This window comes from Micromonospora sp. C31, from assembly GCF_018070575.1.
In the GTDB taxonomy this organism is placed as follows: Bacteria; Actinomycetota; Actinomycetes; order Mycobacteriales; family Micromonosporaceae; genus Micromonospora.
In genome coordinates, this window is record NZ_JAGPXN010000005.1 from 169,550 (window position 1) to 185,744 (window position 16,195).

General features: G+C 73.4%; 14 protein-coding genes. 3 read left to right on the forward strand and 11 right to left on the reverse strand.

What is annotated here, in order from left to right:
* Positions 1 to 37 precede the first annotated feature (37 nt).
* Positions 38 to 2,923 (forward strand): aconitate hydratase, encoded by a 2,886-nt coding sequence (locus tag KBX06_RS09580; protein ID WP_210833998.1) that lies wholly within the window; start codon positions 38 to 40, stop codon positions 2,921 to 2,923.
* Positions 2,924 to 3,097: 174 nt separating this feature from the next.
* On the opposite strand, the gene KBX06_RS09585 is transcribed toward KBX06_RS09580, so the two are convergent.
* From KBX06_RS09585 to KBX06_RS09620, 8 genes are all read right to left on the reverse strand, one after another.
* The gene (locus KBX06_RS09585) at positions 3,098 to 3,709 is read right to left on the reverse strand and encodes an ATP/GTP-binding protein (RefSeq protein WP_121400720.1); all 612 of its coding nucleotides are present in this window, start codon (positions 3,707 to 3,709) and stop codon (positions 3,098 to 3,100) included.
* Positions 3,690 to 4,076, reverse strand: coding sequence for a DUF742 domain-containing protein (locus KBX06_RS09590; protein WP_210834000.1), 387 nt, complete (start codon positions 4,074 to 4,076; stop codon positions 3,690 to 3,692). The genes KBX06_RS09585 and KBX06_RS09590 overlap by 20 nt, the downstream gene beginning before the upstream one ends.
* Before the next feature lie 5 nt (positions 4,077 to 4,081).
* Positions 4,082 to 4,504, reverse strand: a complete 423-nt coding sequence (locus tag KBX06_RS09595; protein ID WP_091629996.1) for a roadblock/LC7 domain-containing protein — start codon at positions 4,502 to 4,504, stop codon at positions 4,082 to 4,084.
* Positions 4,505 to 4,595: 91 nt separating this feature from the next.
* Positions 4,596 to 7,202, reverse strand: coding sequence for a nitrate- and nitrite sensing domain-containing protein (locus KBX06_RS09600; protein ID WP_210834007.1), 2,607 nt, complete (start codon positions 7,200 to 7,202; stop codon positions 4,596 to 4,598).
* 150 nt (positions 7,203 to 7,352) lie between these two features.
* Entirely contained in the window at positions 7,353 to 8,966 is a 1,614-nt protein-coding gene (locus tag KBX06_RS09605; protein ID WP_210834009.1) for a prenyltransferase/squalene oxidase repeat-containing protein, read from the reverse strand.
* Positions 8,963 to 9,868, reverse strand: a complete 906-nt coding sequence (locus KBX06_RS09610; RefSeq protein ID WP_210834011.1) for a terpene synthase family protein — start codon at positions 9,866 to 9,868, stop codon at positions 8,963 to 8,965. The genes KBX06_RS09605 and KBX06_RS09610 overlap by 4 nt, the downstream gene beginning before the upstream one ends.
* Positions 9,865 to 11,256: a cytochrome P450 gene (locus tag KBX06_RS09615; protein WP_210834019.1), complete on the reverse strand. Its 1,392-nt coding sequence runs from the start codon at positions 11,254 to 11,256 to the stop codon at positions 9,865 to 9,867. Before KBX06_RS09615 ends, KBX06_RS09610 begins: the two co-directional genes overlap by 4 nt.
* A 147-nt stretch (positions 11,257 to 11,403) precedes the next feature.
* Positions 11,404 to 12,324, reverse strand: coding sequence for a GNAT family N-acetyltransferase (locus KBX06_RS09620; RefSeq protein WP_210834021.1), 921 nt, complete (start codon positions 12,322 to 12,324; stop codon positions 11,404 to 11,406).
* 92 nt (positions 12,325 to 12,416) lie between these two features.
* Between KBX06_RS09620 and KBX06_RS09625 the strand changes: the two genes are divergently transcribed.
* Positions 12,417 to 12,665, forward strand: coding sequence for a DUF2630 family protein (locus KBX06_RS09625; protein ID WP_210834023.1), 249 nt, complete (start codon positions 12,417 to 12,419; stop codon positions 12,663 to 12,665).
* A gap of 44 nt (positions 12,666 to 12,709) precedes the next feature.
* On the opposite strand, the gene KBX06_RS09630 is transcribed toward KBX06_RS09625, so the two are convergent.
* The 3 genes from KBX06_RS09630 to KBX06_RS09640 form a co-directional block, all read right to left on the reverse strand.
* A complete protein-coding gene (locus KBX06_RS09630; protein ID WP_210834025.1) occupies positions 12,710 to 13,645 on the reverse strand; it encodes a serine protein kinase RIO in 936 nt (311 codons plus the stop codon).
* Positions 13,646 to 13,841: 196 nt separating this feature from the next.
* Positions 13,842 to 14,486: an HAD family hydrolase gene (locus KBX06_RS09635; protein WP_210834027.1), complete on the reverse strand. Its 645-nt coding sequence runs from the start codon at positions 14,484 to 14,486 to the stop codon at positions 13,842 to 13,844.
* Positions 14,487 to 14,582: 96 nt separating this feature from the next.
* Complete coding sequence (locus tag KBX06_RS09640) at positions 14,583 to 15,452, reverse strand: carbon-nitrogen hydrolase family protein (protein WP_210834029.1); 870 nt, start codon at positions 15,450 to 15,452, stop codon at positions 14,583 to 14,585.
* A gap of 107 nt (positions 15,453 to 15,559) precedes the next feature.
* On the opposite strand from KBX06_RS09640, the gene KBX06_RS09645 reads away from it, so the two are divergent.
* Complete coding sequence (locus KBX06_RS09645; protein WP_210834031.1) at positions 15,560 to 16,132, forward strand: TetR/AcrR family transcriptional regulator; 573 nt, start codon at positions 15,560 to 15,562, stop codon at positions 16,130 to 16,132.
* The last annotated feature ends 63 nt before the right edge of the window (positions 16,133 to 16,195 follow it).

Consider the following 16,195-nt stretch of genomic DNA (forward strand, 5'->3'; position numbering starts at 1 on the left):
TGCGACAGACTGCTCAGGACTACTCACGGTCGCTGGTGTGAAGGAGTACGACGTGGCGAGCCTCGACACCTTCGGTGCGAAGACCCAGCTACGCGTCGGAGACGCGAGCTACGAGATTTTCAAGATCAACAAGGTGGAGGGCCACGAACGGCTCCCCTACAGCCTGAAGATCCTCCTGGAGAACCTGCTGCGGACCGAGGACGGCGCGAACATCACCGCCGACCACATCCGGCAGCTCGGCGGATGGGACCCCGACGCCGACCCGAGCGTGGAGATCCAGTTCACCCCGGCGCGGGTGCTCATGCAGGACTTCACCGGCGTGCCCTGCGTGGTCGACCTGGCCACCATGCGCGAGGCCGTCCGCGAGCTGGGCGGCGACGCCACCAAGGTGAACCCGCTCGCCCCGGCCGAGCTGGTCATCGACCACTCCGTCATCGCCGACCTGTTCGGTCGCGAGGACGCCTTCGAGCGCAACGTCGAGCTGGAGTACGAGCGCAACAAGGAGCGCTACCAGTTCCTGCGCTGGGGCCAGACCGCGTTCAACGAGTTCAAGGTCGTCCCGCCGGGCACCGGCATCGTGCACCAGGTCAACATCGAGTACCTGGCCCGTACGGTCATGGAGCGCAACGGCCAGGCGTACCCGGACACCGTGGTCGGCACCGACTCGCACACCACGATGGTCAACGGCCTGGGCGTGCTCGGCTGGGGTGTCGGCGGTATCGAGGCCGAGGCCGCGATGCTCGGCCAGCCGGTCAGCATGCTGATCCCGCGCGTGGTGGGCTTCAAGCTCTCCGGCGAGATGCCGGCCGGCACCACCGCCACCGACCTGGTGCTCACCATCACCGAGATGCTGCGCAAGCACGGGGTGGTCGGCAAGTTCGTCGAGTTCTACGGCCCCGGCGTGAGCGCCGTGCCGCTGGCCAACCGCGCCACCATCGGCAACATGTCCCCGGAGTACGGCTCCACCGTCGCGATCTTCCCGATCGACGCCGAGACCGTCCGCTACCTGGAGCTGACCGGCCGGGACGCCGCCCAGGTCGCGCTCGTCGAGGCGTACGCCAAGGAGCAGGGCCTCTGGCACGACCCGGCCGCCGAGCCGGCGTACTCGGAGCGCCTGGAGCTGGACCTTGGCACCATCGAGCCGTCCCTGGCCGGCCCGAAGCGCCCGCAGGACCGGGTGCCGCTGGGCAACGCCAAGACGCTGTTCCGTTCGGCGCTGACCGACTACGTGGCCGCCGACGAGACCGGCGGCGACCGTGGCCGCAGGTCGGGCGTGCCGCAGCAGGAGAAGCCGTTCGGCGTGCAGGGCCACGCCGACGAGGCCAGCGCCGAGTCCTTCCCGGCGAGCGACTCCCCGGCCAACGGGGTCAGCGACCCGGCCGACGCGCCGCGCGACCTGGAGACGGCGGCGGTCGGCTCCGGCGGGCGGGCCAGCAACCCGACCCGGGTCACCGGCACCGACGGCGTCGAGTACGAACTGGACCACGGTGCCGTGGTGATCGCCGCGATCACCTCCTGCACCAACACCTCCAACCCGCAGGTGATGATCGGCGCGGCCCTGCTGGCCCGCAACGCCGTCGACAAGGGCCTGACCCGCAAGCCGTGGGTGAAGACCACCCTGGCCCCGGGCTCCAAGGTCGTCATGGACTACTACGAGCGGGCCGGCCTCACGCCCTACCTGGAGAAGCTCGGCTTCCACCTGGTCGGCTACGGCTGCACCACCTGCATCGGCAACTCCGGCCCGCTGCCGGAGGAGGTCTCCGCCGCGGTCAACGAGGGCGACCTGGCCGTCGTCTCCGTGCTCTCCGGCAACCGCAACTTCGAGGGCCGGATCAACCCGGACGTCAAGATGAACTACCTGGCGTCCCCGCCGCTGGTGGTCGCGTACGCGCTGGCCGGCACGATGGACATCGACCTGGCCAACGAGCCGATCGGCGAGGACGGCGAGGGCAACCCGGTGTTCCTGCGGGACATCTGGCCCGACAGCGCCGAGATCCAGGACGTCATCGCCTCGGCGATCGGCGCCACCGGCTTCAGCGCGGCGTACTCCGACGTCTTCGCCGGTGACGAGCGCTGGCAGTCGCTGCCCACCCCGACCGGCGACACGTTCGCCTGGGCGGACGATTCCACCTACGTCCGCAAGCCCCCGTACTTCGAGGGCATGCAGCGGGAACCGAAGGCGGTCGTCGACATCACCGGCGCCCGGGTGCTGGCCAAGCTGGGCGACTCGGTGACCACCGACCACATCTCGCCGGCCGGCTCCATCAAGGCCGACTCGCCCGCCGGGACGTACCTCGCCGAGCACGGCGTGCCGCGCCACGAGTTCAACTCGTACGGCTCCCGCCGGGGCAACCACGAGGTGATGATCCGGGGCACCTTCGCCAACATCCGGCTGCGCAACCAGCTGCGGGTCCCGGGCGCCGGTTCCGATGCGGGAGCTGCGCTCCCCGAGGGCGGCTTCACGGTCAACCACCTGACCGGCGAGCAGTCCTCGATCTACGACGCCTCGGTGGCCTACCAGGAGGCGGGCATCCCGCTGGTCGTGCTGGCCGGCAAGGAGTACGGTTCCGGCTCGTCGCGGGACTGGGCCGCCAAGGGCACCATGCTGCTGGGCGTCCGGGCGGTCATCGCCGAGTCGTACGAGCGGATCCACCGCTCGAACCTGATCGGCATGGGCGTGCTCCCGTTGCAGTTCCCGGCCGGCGAGACCGCCGAGTCGCTCGGGCTCACCGGCACGGAGACGTTCTCCATCGCCGGGGTCACCGCGCTGAACGACGGCGAGACCCCGCGTACGGTCCGGGTCGGCACCGACACCGGCGTCGAGTTCGACGCGGTGGTCCGGATCGACACCCCGGGCGAGGCGGACTACTACCGTCACGGCGGCATCCTGCAGTACGTGCTGCGTCGCATGATCGCCAGCTGACGCACCGAGGCGAGCGGGCCCCCTGTCGACGCACGGCGTCGGCAGGGGGCCCTTCCCTTCGCGCAGACCGGACGCGGCCGGTGCCGCACGGAGCAGACCGGACGCGGCCGGTGCCGGCACCGCGCGGAGCAGGCCCGTCGTGGCTCCCTGCAGTGGGCGCCGTGGTGGGCCCGGTTACTCGGCGGCGGCTGCGCGGCGGCGGGCCTCGCGGGTCTTCATGGCGTGCTCCATCAGCGTGATGAGCACCTCCTTGCTGGACTCACGCTGCCGGGCGTCGCAGAGCAGCACCGGCACCCCCGGGTCGAGGTTGAGCGCCGCCTGCACCTCGTCGAGCCGGTACTGCCGGGCTCCCTCGAAGCAGTTGACCGCCACCACGAACGGCGTGCCCCGGCCCTCGAAGTAGTCGATCGAGGGGAAGCAGTCGGCCAGCCGCCGGGTGTCGGCCAGCACCACCGCGCCGAGCGCGCCGAGCGCCAGTTCGTCCCAGACGAACCAGAACCGGTCCTGGCCCGGGGTGCCGAAGAGGTAGAGCACCAGGTCGTCGCTGATGGTGATGCGGCCGAAGTCCATCGCCACCGTGGTGGTCGTCTTGCTCTCCACCCCGGAGAGATCGTCGATGCCGACGCCGGACTCGGTCAACACCTCCTCCGTACGCAACGGGCGCGTCTCGCTGACCGCACCGACCATGGTGGTCTTGCCGACGCCGAAGCCGCCCGCGACGAGGATCTTGATCGCGGTGGGCAGTGGCGTCGCTCCCGCCGGCCGCTCAGAGTGCCCGTAGTCCATTGATTACCGCCTCGAAAACGCTGTTGTCGGGAAGGCCGGCAGTGGTGTGCGGCTCGCGCACCTGCACCAGGCTGCGGGCCGCCAGGTCACCGAGCAGGACCCGGATGGTGCCCACCGGTAGGTCCAGGTGGGCGGCGATCTCGGCGACGGACTGGATCCGCTGGCAGAGCCCGACGATCGCCAGGTGCTCCGGGCCCAGCCCGACCTCCGGGGTCACGTCCGAGCGGGTCGCCGTCACCAGGGAGATCAGGTCGAACGTGCCGGTGACCGGCCGGGCCCGGCCACGCGTCATCGCGTACGGGCGCACGACCGGGCCGGCATGGTCGTCGACCCACTGGTGCTCCGAGGACTCCCCCTGCACCGTCATCGCGGCTACTTCTCGCCGGTCTGCTGCTCGCCGGTCCGCGACGGCGACGCCACGTACTTGCCGACACGGGTGACCAGCATTGCCATCTCGTAGGCGATCAGGCCGACGTCGGCGTCCTCGCTGGCGAGGACGGCGAGGCAGGCGTTGCGCCCGGCCGCTGTGACGAACAGGAACGACGACTGCATCTCGATGATGGTCTGCTGCACCTGGCCTCCGCCGAAGCGCTTGCCCGCGCCCCGGGCCAGGCTCTGGATGCCGGCCGCCATGGCCGCCAGATGCTCGGCGTCGTCCCGGCCGAGCCCTCGCGAGGCGGCCATCAACAGGCCGTCCGTCGAGAGCGCGACAGCGTGGTCGGCCTGCTTCACCCGGCCGACCAGATCATCCAGCAACCACGTCAGGTCGGCACTCGAAGCCGTCTTCTGCGCCACTCGTCGTCCTCTTCTCCCCCGGCAGTTGTCGCCGTGCTCGTCTCGGCTGATGGTCACGTCACGGGGATCCCCCGCACCGTGGCGGCGCCGGTCAGGTCGCTTGCAGGTCGTCGCCGGCGTCGGGTTCCCCGCCGGTCTCGGTTCGACTGTCGCCCGCCCCGCCGAGCAGCCGGGCGGCGTCCGTACGGCCGCGCCGGGTGCCGGTCTGGTAGGAGCTCATCATCCGGCGTACCTGCTCCGGCGGGCGCGTCGCGTCGTCGTCGCCCTCGTCGTCCCCGGCGGCGGCCGGATCGTCGCGAAGCTCCGGCACGATGCTGGCCTGGCGGACCCGGACGGGCAGCCCCGAGTCGGTACGCGCCGTCACCTGGCGGGCCGTCGGCGCCGGGCCGCCGGTCGCGGTGGTTTCGGTGTCCGTCTCGGGTGCGTCCGGCGTCCCGGTCGCGTCGGGCACCTCGGCCGGCGCGGGTCGAGCGGCGGCCACCGGCAGGCCGGTCGGGAAGGTCGGGCCGTCGAGGGCGTACTGCTCGGAACCGCCACGGGGCCGGACGGGCAGCCCCGCGTCGCGGGCCGGGGCGGCTGTCGGCAGGCTCCGGCCGCGCGACCGGGTCGGCAGGACGCCCTCGTCGCCGTCGCCCTCGGCGGGCGCGTCGGCGTTCGGGGCCGGCCGCGTGCGGGGCGCGAGCGGCGGCGCCACGAGCGCCACCGGCGCGTTGGCGAACGGCGGCTCGACGGCGGGCGGCGCCGGGGCGGGCGTACCGGACGCCGGGGCGGCGGCGGTCAGGCCGGCCGGGAACCCGCCGGAGGTGCTCGGGTCCTCGTCGTCGGCGGTGACCAGCTCGGCCGGGATCAGCACGACGGCCGTGGTGCCGCCGTACGCGGACTCCCTGAGCTGCACCCGCACGCCGTGCCGCTCGGTCAGCCGGCTGACCACGTAGAGCCCGAGGCGGGAGGCGTTGGCCAGGTTCAACTCGGACTGGTCGACGATCCGGTGGTTCGCGGCGGCCAGGTCCTCCTCGCTCATGCCCAGGCCGCGGTCCTCGACCTCGATGGCGAAGCCGTTGGCGACCATCTGCCCGCGCACCTCGACCGAGGTGTGCGGCGGCGAGAACGACAGGCCGTTCTCGATCAGCTCGGCGAGCAGGTGGATGACGTCACCGACCGCGCGGCCGGTGAGCGAGACGGCACCGAGCGGCAGCACGTTGACGCGGGTGTAGTCCTCGACCTCGGCGACCGCGCCACGGACGACGTCGACCATGGGCACGTTACGCCGCCAGGCGCGGCCCGGGGTGGAGCCGGAGAGCACGATGAGGTTCTCCGCGTTGCGCCGCATCCGGGTGGCCAGGTGGTCGACCCGGAACAGGTCCTCCAGCTCCTCGGCGTCGTGCTCGCGGCGCTCCATCGCGTCGAGCAGGGTGAGCTGGCGGTGCACCAGCGCCTGGGTGCGCCGGGCCAGGCTGAGGAAGACCTCGCGTACGTTGCGGCGCAGCTCGGCCTGCTCGACGGCGGTGCGGATGGCGGTCTCCTGCACGGCGTTGAACGCCTGGCCCACCTGGCCGATCTCGTCGTCGCCGAACTCCAGCGGCGGCGCCTCCTTGGCGACGTCGACCTCCTCGCCGTGGCCGAGCCGCTCGACCACACCGGGCAGGCGCTCGTTGGCGAGCCGGAAGGCGGCCTCGCGCAGCCGCTCCAGTTGCCGCAGCAACGCGCGGGTCGTCGTGACGGAGACGACGATCGAGCCGATGACCGCCAGCAGGCCCAGGCCGGTGGCCAGCACGAGGCGCACGACGACCATCGCGGCCACGGCGGTCGCCCGGCTCACGATGGCCTCCCCGCCCTCCACCACCGTCTTGTTGACCTCGGTGAGCGCCTGGTCGACCGTGTCCCGCCAGGCCTCCCGGCTCACCGGTAGCTGCGTCGCCGGCCGGCCGTCGCGGATGATGCCGTCCTGAACCGCGCGCAGGCGCTTGAACGGCTCGCTCTCGACGAGCTGCTGGTAGCGCCGCTGGTCGGCGCCGGAGAGCTTCGGCCTGGTCTCGTCGCCGAGGAAGCGCTCGGCGCCGACGAGCTGGGTGTATCGGGCGTACTCCGGCCCACTCATCCGGCCGCTGCCGAAGAGGCCGCTGAGCAGGGCGTCCTGTTGGGAGATCAGCTCCCTCATCCGGTTGAGCTGGATGAGGCCCGCCGCGTCCGCGGCCAGTTCCTTGTCGTCCAGGCTGCCGGTGATCTCGTAGACCTGGAAGATCGACCCGATGGCGCGGGTGTAGGCGTCCGCCGCCGAGAGCCGGTCGATGCCCCGGTCGAGCACCTCGCTGCGGACCCGGCCCAGCGCCTGCAACTGCGCCACCGACTCGTCGAGCCGCGTGTCCAGGGTCTCGTTGCCCGCGACGTCCACCTGCCAGTGCCGGATGGACGTGCTGAAGGTCTTCGTCAGCTCCGCCGTCTTGCGGTGCTCGGCCTCCAGCGCCGCCCGCTGCTGCGGCCCCGGGTCGCTGAGGTAGGCCTGGGTCAGTCGCCGTTCGAGCTGGAGTTCCCGCAGCAGCGGCTCACTGGGGGCGTAGATCTTGGCATTGAGCACCTGGACGCCGAGCAGGTTGAAGCCGTCCCGCAGGGTCACCCAGGCCGCGAACATCCAGAGCGCGACGAGGGAGAGCAGGAGAGCGATAACCTTCGTGCGGATACTCGTACCGCGAGAACGCATTGAACCGTCCCAGGCCGGCGTTGACTCAGGTCATCAACGGCAGATCGTGAAGATGCGGGTGTCCCGCCGGGTGGCCGTTCGGGACAGAGGCAGTGGGTACGCTAGCAGTGTCCACATGGCACCCTCAAGTTGCTGATTTCTGCCGTCCCGTCATGACATGCGGCCGTTGCGCCGGTGTTCGAGTCGGCTGTGCGCGAGGTGCGAGGCGGCGAGCACCGCCGACCGGACGATCGTGGTGGGGCAGTAGAGCTCCTTGCCGTACCACAGTGGTGGATGCTCGTGTCGACCTGCGTTCGCCTCAAGGTAGGTGCGTCCCCGAAGCGCGGCGACGACCACCGCCGGCTCCTGCGCCGCGACGGCCAGCAGGATCTGCAGGGCGTACGCGGTCTCCTCCGCGGTGCCCTCCCACCGGCCCCATGACCCGTCGTCGCGTTGGTTGGCCAGCACCCAGCGCACCGCCCGACCGACGGCGCCCAGGCTGACGTCGTCCCACGTGGACTCGGTCAGGGCGAGCACACAGCAGGCGGTGGCGTAGTACGGCGAGGCGTGCCACCGGTCGCGCCAACTGCCGTCGGCCTCCTGCCGCTCCCTGAGCACCCGGGCCAACCGGTCGATGGCGGTGCGGTGTCGGGAACCGGCACCCGGGTCACGCAGCGCGTGCTGCGCGAGGGCGTCGAGCACGTGCGCGTTGGTGGTGACCGAGAAGCCGTCCTCCCCCGGCCAGGTGCAGAAACCCTCCGCCGTCTCGTACGCCCACAGGCTCGCCGGGTCGAGCGGACGACCCAGGCGCCCGAGCGCGTACAGGCTCACCGCGGTGGTGTCCGCGTCGGGAGGAAGTCCCGCTCCGGTGGCGGCACCGGCGGAGCCGACCGCGTCGGCGAGGCCCGCGAGGACAGCCTCCGGTGGTCGCACCTCGATGCCGGCCCGGGACAACCAGCTCAGGACCCAGGCGCGCTCGAAGACCGTGATCGGCGTCGGGCAGGGCACCGGCCCGCCCCCCGCGCTGACCAGCCGGTCCAGGAAGGCGCGGGCCGCTCGCCCGTCGGCGTCCGGACCGGCGGTGGCCAACCACGCGGCGGTCGCCGCCGGCGAGGCCCCGACGGTGCCCGGCCCGGCGGCGCGCGGCCGCAGCCACCGCTGGGCCGGCCCGTCGAACAACTCACCGAAGTGCGCCAGCTTCGGGTGTAGCCCGGTACCAGCGGCGTGTGCCGCCCGGACCGCGGTCAACCGTCGGCGGTCCGTGCCGGCGGGCAGGCGCAGCGGGTGCCGGGCCGGCAGGGCGGCACCCGGCCCGGACGTCCGTGCGTTGATCGACTCCACCAGGGCCGGCACGATGAGGTCGGCGGCAGGCGTGTCCGGCACCGCGGAGCCGCCCGCGAGCAGGGTGGACAGGGCGCGCAGTCCGCGCGAGGCAGCGGCGGCCGAGGCCGGGCGGGCTCCGGGGGGAAGGCCCTCGTCGGCCAGCACCGCCAGCAGCGCGTCCGTGGCGCTCAACGTCGGCACCAGCGCGTAGCCCTCCGGGGGTCCCCACGCGCCGTCGGCGCGCTGGGTCCGAACGAGGAACGCGATCCGTTCGGTGTGCCCGGCGAGCAGGGGCGCGACGGCGACCAGCCGGCCGGTCTCGTAGACGGAGAAGGCGACGTCTCCCCACGGTCGCAGCGCCATCGCGTCGACCAGGTCCCGAGCCAGGCTCCCGCAGTCGGCGGCAGCACCGCCGGTGTGCGGCGCGGCTGCCGTGGCCGCCCGGGATCCGCCGTGGCTCATCGCGTCCCCCAGAAGTCCGAGACCTGGTAGAAGCCGGCGGTGAAGGAGATCTGCCGGCGCATGTAGTCGGCCTGCCGGGGATCGCGCCCGGCCAGCAGGTCGAGCAGCCCGTGGCAGCGCTGGGTGAGCCCGGTCAACCGCGCACGCACGAGAGCCGGGTCCGCGACCAGCATGAGCGCGTTGAGGTCGCCCCACTCCACGTCCCGCTCGTGGGTGGCCAGGTCGTTGACCAGGCGCAGCACCCGTTGCACCTCGCGACCCACCGTCAGCAGCTCGTCCAGGTGCCGCAGGCAGTTCCCGTCACCGGTGGCGAGCCAGTGCGTGACGTTGACGAAGGAGCAGGCCAGGTTGTCGGCGTTGTCGAGGTAGCGATCGAGGGTGGGCAGGGACCCGCCCGGGGCAGCCGCCGCGTTCTTCCAGTCCCACTCCCGGGCCACCGCGGCCAACATCCGCGCCAGCTCGTCGCGCCACACCGGCCGGAGCCCGCCGAACGCCGGCACCCTCGCCAGCTCGTCCCGGATGTCGGCCAGCAGCCGGGCCAGGTGCCGCCCCGCCGGCGGAGCGGCGCCGTCGGCCACCGCCAGGCACTCCGCCACCACCGCGCGCACGTCCTCGGCGGACGCCGCGAGATGGTCGACCTGCCAGTCGGCGGCGAAGACCCAGAGCAGCGTACGGGTGGTGATCCGCAGCTCGTCGGCACTGTGCCAGGGAGCGGTGAAGGCGATGGCGGTGGCGACGGAACTGAGCATCGCGGGGTCGAACGGGGTGGCGGAGAAGAGTCCGGGGTGCGCGGCGACGACCTCCTGCAGGTCACGTACGCCCCGCGTGGCCAGGGCGCAGATCCTGCCCTGCTCGGCCACGTCGACCAGGCCGGCCCGCGACCGCGCGTCCGTCGCGCTCACCGGGCGACCGGCCGCTGCACCGGCGACAGGGTCACCCGTAGCCGTTGCCGGGGCGACAGCGAGGCACCTATCCGGGGGGTCAGGTCGGCCGGCGCGGTCGGCCGGAACCGGAAGCGGCTCAGCACCGTGCTCACGATGAGCTGTGCCTCCAGCAGGAACAGGTACTGCCCGAGGCACTGGTGTGGGCCGCCGCCGAAGGGATAGTAGGAGTAGCGGTAGCGGCGACGGGGCCGCTCCGGCGAGAAGCGTTCGGGGTCGAACCGCTCCGGGTCGGCCCAGAACGTCGCCATCCGTTGGGTCACGTACGGGCTGATCAGCACCGTCGCACCCGCCTTGATCCGCACCCCGCCGAGCACGTCGTCGGTGACCGCCGTGCGGGGGACCATCCAACCGGCGGGATAGAGCCGCAGCATCTCGTCCAGCACCATGCGCCCGTACCGCAGTTCGGCGAGGTGCTCCCGCCGGACCCGGTCGCCGCCCACCACCCGGTCCACCTCGGCGTAGAGCCGCGCGGCGACCTCGGGTCGGGTCTCCAGCACCGGCCAGAGCCAGGACAGCAGCGCGATGGTGGTCTCGGTGGCGGTGGAGAACATGGCCACGACGTCGCCGCGGATCTGGTACTCGTCCGGCTCGCTGCCGTCCGGCCGGGGCCGGCAGAGGGTGGAGATGATGTCGTCGCCGTCACCGGGCCGGGCCCGCGCCGCGCGGATGATCGGCAGCACCACCTCGTCGATGGTCCGGACGGCCGACCGGAACGCGCGGTCGCCGGGCATGGGCACCGAGTAGGGCACGAAGGGCACCAGCAGGCGGGGGATCATCGAGGTGGTGACGGTGTCCAGCGCGGCGCTGATCCGCTCGGCCTCCGCGACGGAGATCCGGTCGGCGAAGAGCACCCGCATGGTGGTGCGCAGGACGATCCGGGTCAGCTCGGTGGCGATGTCGATCGGCCGTCCCTGCCGGGCCGGCTCGTCCCACTCGTCGACGGACTCGCTGATGGCCTCGGCCATCCGGTCCACCATGGTCTCGGCCCGCTTCGCGGTGAACAGTGGTTGCAGGGCGCCACGGCTGGACTCCCACACCTCGCCCTCGGCGACGAGGATGGCCTCCCCGACGACCCGGCGGACCGGCCGCCACAGCAGCCCCTCACCGTCGCGGATGTAGTTGCCCGCGCGGTCGCGCAGCACGTACTGCAGGTGTTCGGGGTGGCTGACCAGGTACGGGCGGAACGATCCGAGGTTGAGTCGGACGACCTCCCCGCCGGATTCCTCAGCGAAGCCGACCAGGGCACCGAACGGATCCCGGATCAGGGCGGGCAGTGCCCGTCGCATCGGGACGGTGCGCGGGTTCGCGGGGAGGGGGACGCGGTGGCCGTCGTGCGGGCTGGGCATGCGTACCGGGTCTCCTCGTCGCGTCGGCAGCGGCCCACGGGGGGCTCCACCTGGAACTTCCACCACCTGAGCCGAGAGCATCTCACCATTGGGGACGACAGTTCCAGTGTTTGTGCTGCGAAATGTCCCACTGTCGACAATGGACGATCAGTGACGGGACAACTCCCGCAGGTAGCGCCACTCGGCGGCTACCGGCCGGTAACCGAACCAGGTGTTGACCGTCCGCATCGCGTCGTTGCCGGCGTCGTTGACCGTGGACACCCACCGAAGGCCCGCCGACCGGGCCGCCCGCAGCGACGCGTGCTTGACCAGCCGGGCGAGACCCCGGCCCCGCCACCCGCCCCGGGTGCCCGTCATCCCCGACAGGTAGCGGTCCCGCCCGTCGGTCAGCGCAACCGTGAACGCCACCACCACGCCGTCGACCGTCGCCACCGTGCTGAGCGCCCGGTCCAGGTCCGGCCGGTCCCAGTACGCGGCCCGCCAGTCGCCGAAACTGATCTCGTCCATCCCGACGTCGCCCGGCTCGTCCGCGGCGGCGGCCAGGTCCGCCTCGTACAGCGGGCGCGGGTCGGTCAGCTCCGCGGCCGTGCCCAGCCGCACCCCGGCCGGCGGGACGGGCGCGGGCGGCAGCACCGCCGTCGTCAGGTCCAGGCCCAGGATCACGCTGCGTCGGCCGGGCCGGTAGCCGTGCCGCTCGGCGAAGGCGCGCGCCGCCGGCTCGTCGTCGACCCGCGCGTACGACCGGCGCACACCGAGCCCGGCGAGCCGCTCCTCGGCGGCGGCGAGCAGCGCCGACCCGACGCCCCGCCCCCGCCCCGCGGGGCGCACGGCCAGGTTGACGAAGCCGAGCCCCGGCTCCGCGCTCTCGTGCAGCAACCCCGTACGGGCGACGCCGGCGATTCCGTCGCCCGCCTCGGCGACGAGCATCCCGAAGCGCTCGGCCGGCTTGCCGGTCGCCTGCCAGGCGAGCAGCTCCGGCGTGACCACCAGGTGCGGACGGACGGCGCGGAGCAGGTCGACGACCGGTGCCGCGTCCGAGGGGCCGGCGGCCCGGAGGGTGGGGACCATGGCTGGGCAACCTACCGCAGCCGCGGGCGCGACGGGGGCGTGCGGCGGCGAATCCGGGCGCGCCCCGCGCGGCCTGTGCCAGGCTCAGGAGCATGGACGACAAGACCATCCTGAACCGGATCTCCGAGCTGGTCGACGAGGAGCACCGGTTGCGCGGCGAGGCGCAGGCCGGCGAGTCGGGCACGGACGACGACGCCCGCACCCAGCTGCGCGAGCTGGAGGAGTCGCTCGACCAGTGCTGGGACCTGCTGCGCCGACGGCGGGCCGCCCGGCAGACCCACGGCGACCCGGACGCCCAGGGGACGCGCCCCAAGCCGGCGGTCGAGCGCTACCTCCAGTGAACCGTGCCCCGGGCGGCCAGTTGCGGCCGCCCGGGACGTCGCGGTCAGCGGATGCCCGCCTCCCGCAGCAGCAGCGCGGTCAGCTCGGCCGGATCGGCGTCCGCCGCGGGCAGGCCGCGGGCCGCGAACCAGGTGGCGACCACCCGGACGTCGCGGGCCAGGAACTCCGGCCCCTGCGGGTTGGCGACCACGTCGACCACCTGCGGCAGGTCGATCAGCACCAGCCGCCCCGCGTGCACCAGCAGGTTGTACGGCGACAGGTCGCCGTGCGCGAGGCCGGCGCGGGCGAGCACCACCAGGGCGTCGACGAGCTGCCCCCACAGCTCGCGCAGCTCCCCCGCCGCCGGCCGCAGTTGGGCCAGCCGGGGCGCCGCCAGCCCCTCGTCGTGGTCGCCGAGGAACTCCAGCATCAGCTCGGTGCCGCGTACCTGCACCGGGTAGGGCACGGAGATCGTCCCGTAGCGGATGCCGACCTCCCAGAGCCGGGCCAGCGCGGCGAACTCGGCCGCCGCCCACTGCCCGGCGATCATCTGCCGGCCGAAGGCGGTACGCCCGGCCATCGCGCGGTTCTCCCGGGACCGGCGGACCCGGCGTCCCTCCAGGTAGCCGGCGTCGCGGTGGAAGAGCCGGTGCTGGGGGTCGCGGTACCGCTTGACCGCCAGCAGGCAGGACCGGTCGGTGCCGGGGACCGCCCGGCGGACCAGGTGCACGTCCGCCTCCTTGCCGGTCTTGAGCACCCCCAGCTCCGTGTCCCTGGCGGCCAGTTCGGTGACCAGCCAGTCCGGGTGGGGCTGCGGGCCCTGCACGGCGTCGTCCCAGGAGGACCAGCTGTCCCCCGTCTCGGGGTCCGGCTCGGCGTCCGGGTCGGCGGGGGCGGGACCGGCGGCCCGGCCCCGCTTCAGGAAGAGCTGTTCGTCGTCGTCGAAGCGGCGCCTGCCGCGGTTACGGCGCTCGCGCGCCGGAAGGTCGTGATCGCGCACTGCGGTGGTGATCCCTTGCTCGAGGCTGATGGGGGCAGGTGGAAGTGACCTGCGAAGACGGCCATGACCGACCCCCTCTCCTCGACCGGGTGCGGACCCGGCTGCACGATGCGCCGCCCATGCTCACGGGCCGACGCCACCCGGGTCAACCGAATTACGCCCACCGCTGCGGCGGGAGCTGCGCGCACCGCGCCCGTCAGGCGGCGAGCACCGTCGCGACGGCGGCGAGCACCCCGTCCGCGGTGCGGGTGGGGGCGAACCGGCTGTCGACCCAGCTCCGCCCCCGGTGCAGCCAGACGCTGGGCAGGCCCACGGCGACGGCGCCCCCGATGTCCGCCTCCGGGCCGTCGCCGACCACCCAGGCGCCGCGCAGGGGCAGCCGTACCCGCCGGGCGGCCAGCGCGAAGATCCTCGGGTTGGGCTTGCTGACGCCGACCTCCTCGGAGATGACCCAGTCGGCGACGACGCGGTCCAGCCCGGTACGCCGGATCACGGCCTCCTGCTGGCGCACCCCGCCGTTGCTGACCACCACGGGCGTCCAGCCGGCCTCGTCGGCGATGCGCAGCGCGCACGCCACCAGCGGATCGAGCCGGACGTTGGCCACCACGCCGTCGTGCAACTCCTCGACCAGGTCGATGGACGGGATCCGCAGCCGGTAGCGGTCGCGTACGGCGTCGGCCACGTCCCACCGGTCGGTCAGCCCGTCGGCGTCGATGGACAGCAGCCAGTCGATGTCGTCCGGTGGCGCGCCGACACCGGCCAGGAAACGCTCCCCCCAGGCGCGGAACGGACCGGCCCGGTCGAGCAGCGTGTTGTCCAGATCCAGCAGGAGCAGTGGCACTCGGGCACCCTACGGGACCGCCCCCGCCCGCCGACAGTGCCGAGCGGTGAACCTGCGCGGCACGGCCCCGCGACCGCCTCCCGCCTCCGACGCCCGTCAGGCCGGCAGCGCCGTGCGGGTCCCGCCCTGACCGGGCAGGCGGTCGAGCAGCATGCAGTGGGCGGCCCGGGTCGCCGTGAGGGCCTCCGGGGCGAGCGCGACGACCAGCACGGCCTCGTCGGTGTCCGCGCCCCTGGCCAGCGGCCGGCCCTCCGGGTCGTAGACCGCCGCGCCACCGTTGAACCGCCACGGTTGGACGCCGCCGACGAGGTTGGCGAACACCACGTACATCGTGTTGTCCAGCGCGCGGGCGGCGTAGTAGAGGTCGCGGCGGTGCTCGGAGCCGGCCAGGTAGCCGCTCGGGCAGAGGTAGCCGTGCGCCCCGTCGGCCGCGGCGGCCCGGCCGTGCTCGGGGAAGCAGCCGTCGTAGCAGATGCCGAGCCCGAGCCGCCAGTCGTCGACGAGCAGGGTCGCGCCCCGGTCACCGGCGACGAACAGCTCCCGCTCACCGCTCCACAGCTGCTGCTTGTCGTAGGCGACGCGGACGTCGCCGGACCGGTCGACCAGCAGGGCGGAGATCGTCCGCCGGCCGTCCGGGTGCCGCACGGCGGCGCCGACCACCACGGCGGCGCCGCCGTCGCGGGCAGCCTCGCGCAGCGGGTCCAGCCGCGGGTCGTCGACCGTGGCCGACGCGTCGGCCACGACGTCGGTGCCGGCGGGATCGGCCGCGAGCGTCGGCAGGTGGTACGCGGGCAGGAAGAGCTCGGGCAGCACGGTCACCCGGGCGCCCCGCTCCGTGGCGCGGCGGACCAGCCGGGCGGCGCTCGCCGCGTTGCCGGCCACCTCGCCGGGTACGGGCTCGGCCTGCACGGCCGCGACGGTCAGCGGCGCGGCGGGGACCGCGACGGCGGTCGGGAGTGGCGTCACGGGCCGATCCTAGACCGGCGCGTGACCCATGGATGATCTTGTCGCGCGGTCAAACCAAGCCGTACGTACGGTTTGCACGGCGGGGGGTGAGCTGTCACGATCGGACCGTGCCCAGAGTAAGCCAGGACCAGCTCGACGCGCGCCGGCAGGAGATCCTCGCCGCCGCGCGGGCGTGTTTCGCCCGGCACGGCTACGAGGGCGCCACCGTCCGCCGGCTCGAGGAGGCCACCAGGCTGTCCCGGGGCGCGATCTTCCACCACTTCCGCGACAAGGATTCGCTCTTCCTCGCCGTGGCCGAGGACGACGCCGCTGCCATGGTCGAGACGGTGGCCCGCAACGGCCTGGTGCAGGTCATGCGGGACCTGCTGGCCGGCGCGCTCTCCTCCGACACCACCGGCTGGCTCGGCAGTCAGCTGGAGGTGTCCCGGCGGCTGCGGACCGACCCGGCGTTCGCCAAGCGGTGGGCGCAGCGGTCGGCCGCGATCGCCGAGGCGACCCGCGACCGGCTGGCCCGGCAGCGGGAGGCGGGCGTGCTCCGCGAGGACGTGTCGATCGACGTGCTGGCCCAGTTCCTCGAACTCGCCTACGACGGGCTGGTGCTGCACCTGGCGATGGGCCGCCCCGCCGGTGACCTCGGCCCGGTCCTCGACCTGGTCGAGGAGGCCGTGCGCCGCCGCTGACCCGCCCGGCACGCGCCTCTCTCCCCCGGGCGCTCCGTCCGCCGGTCCCGGTGCCGCCGGTCG

What these genes read in the sequence shown, in the direction of transcription:
- KBX06_RS09615 (WP_210834019.1), bottom strand. Translation starts at nt 11,256, where the DNA reads ATGCCCAGCCCGCACGACGGCCACCGCGTCCCCCTCCCCGCGAACCCG.
- KBX06_RS09620 (WP_210834021.1), bottom strand. Translation starts at nt 12,324, where the DNA reads ATGGTCCCCACCCTCCGGGCCGCCGGCCCCTCGGACGCGGCACCGGTC.
- KBX06_RS09625 (WP_210834023.1), top strand. Translation starts at nt 12,417, where the DNA reads ATGGACGACAAGACCATCCTGAACCGGATCTCCGAGCTGGTCGACGAG.
- KBX06_RS09600 (WP_210834007.1), bottom strand. Translation starts at nt 7,202, where the DNA reads ATGCGTTCTCGCGGTACGAGTATCCGCACGAAGGTTATCGCTCTCCTG.
- KBX06_RS09590 (WP_210834000.1), bottom strand. Translation starts at nt 4,076, where the DNA reads ATGACGGTGCAGGGGGAGTCCTCGGAGCACCAGTGGGTCGACGACCAT.
- KBX06_RS09585 (WP_121400720.1), bottom strand. Translation starts at nt 3,709, where the DNA reads ATGGACTACGGGCACTCTGAGCGGCCGGCGGGAGCGACGCCACTGCCC.
- KBX06_RS09605 (WP_210834009.1), bottom strand. Translation starts at nt 8,966, where the DNA reads ATGAGCCACGGCGGATCCCGGGCGGCCACGGCAGCCGCGCCGCACACC.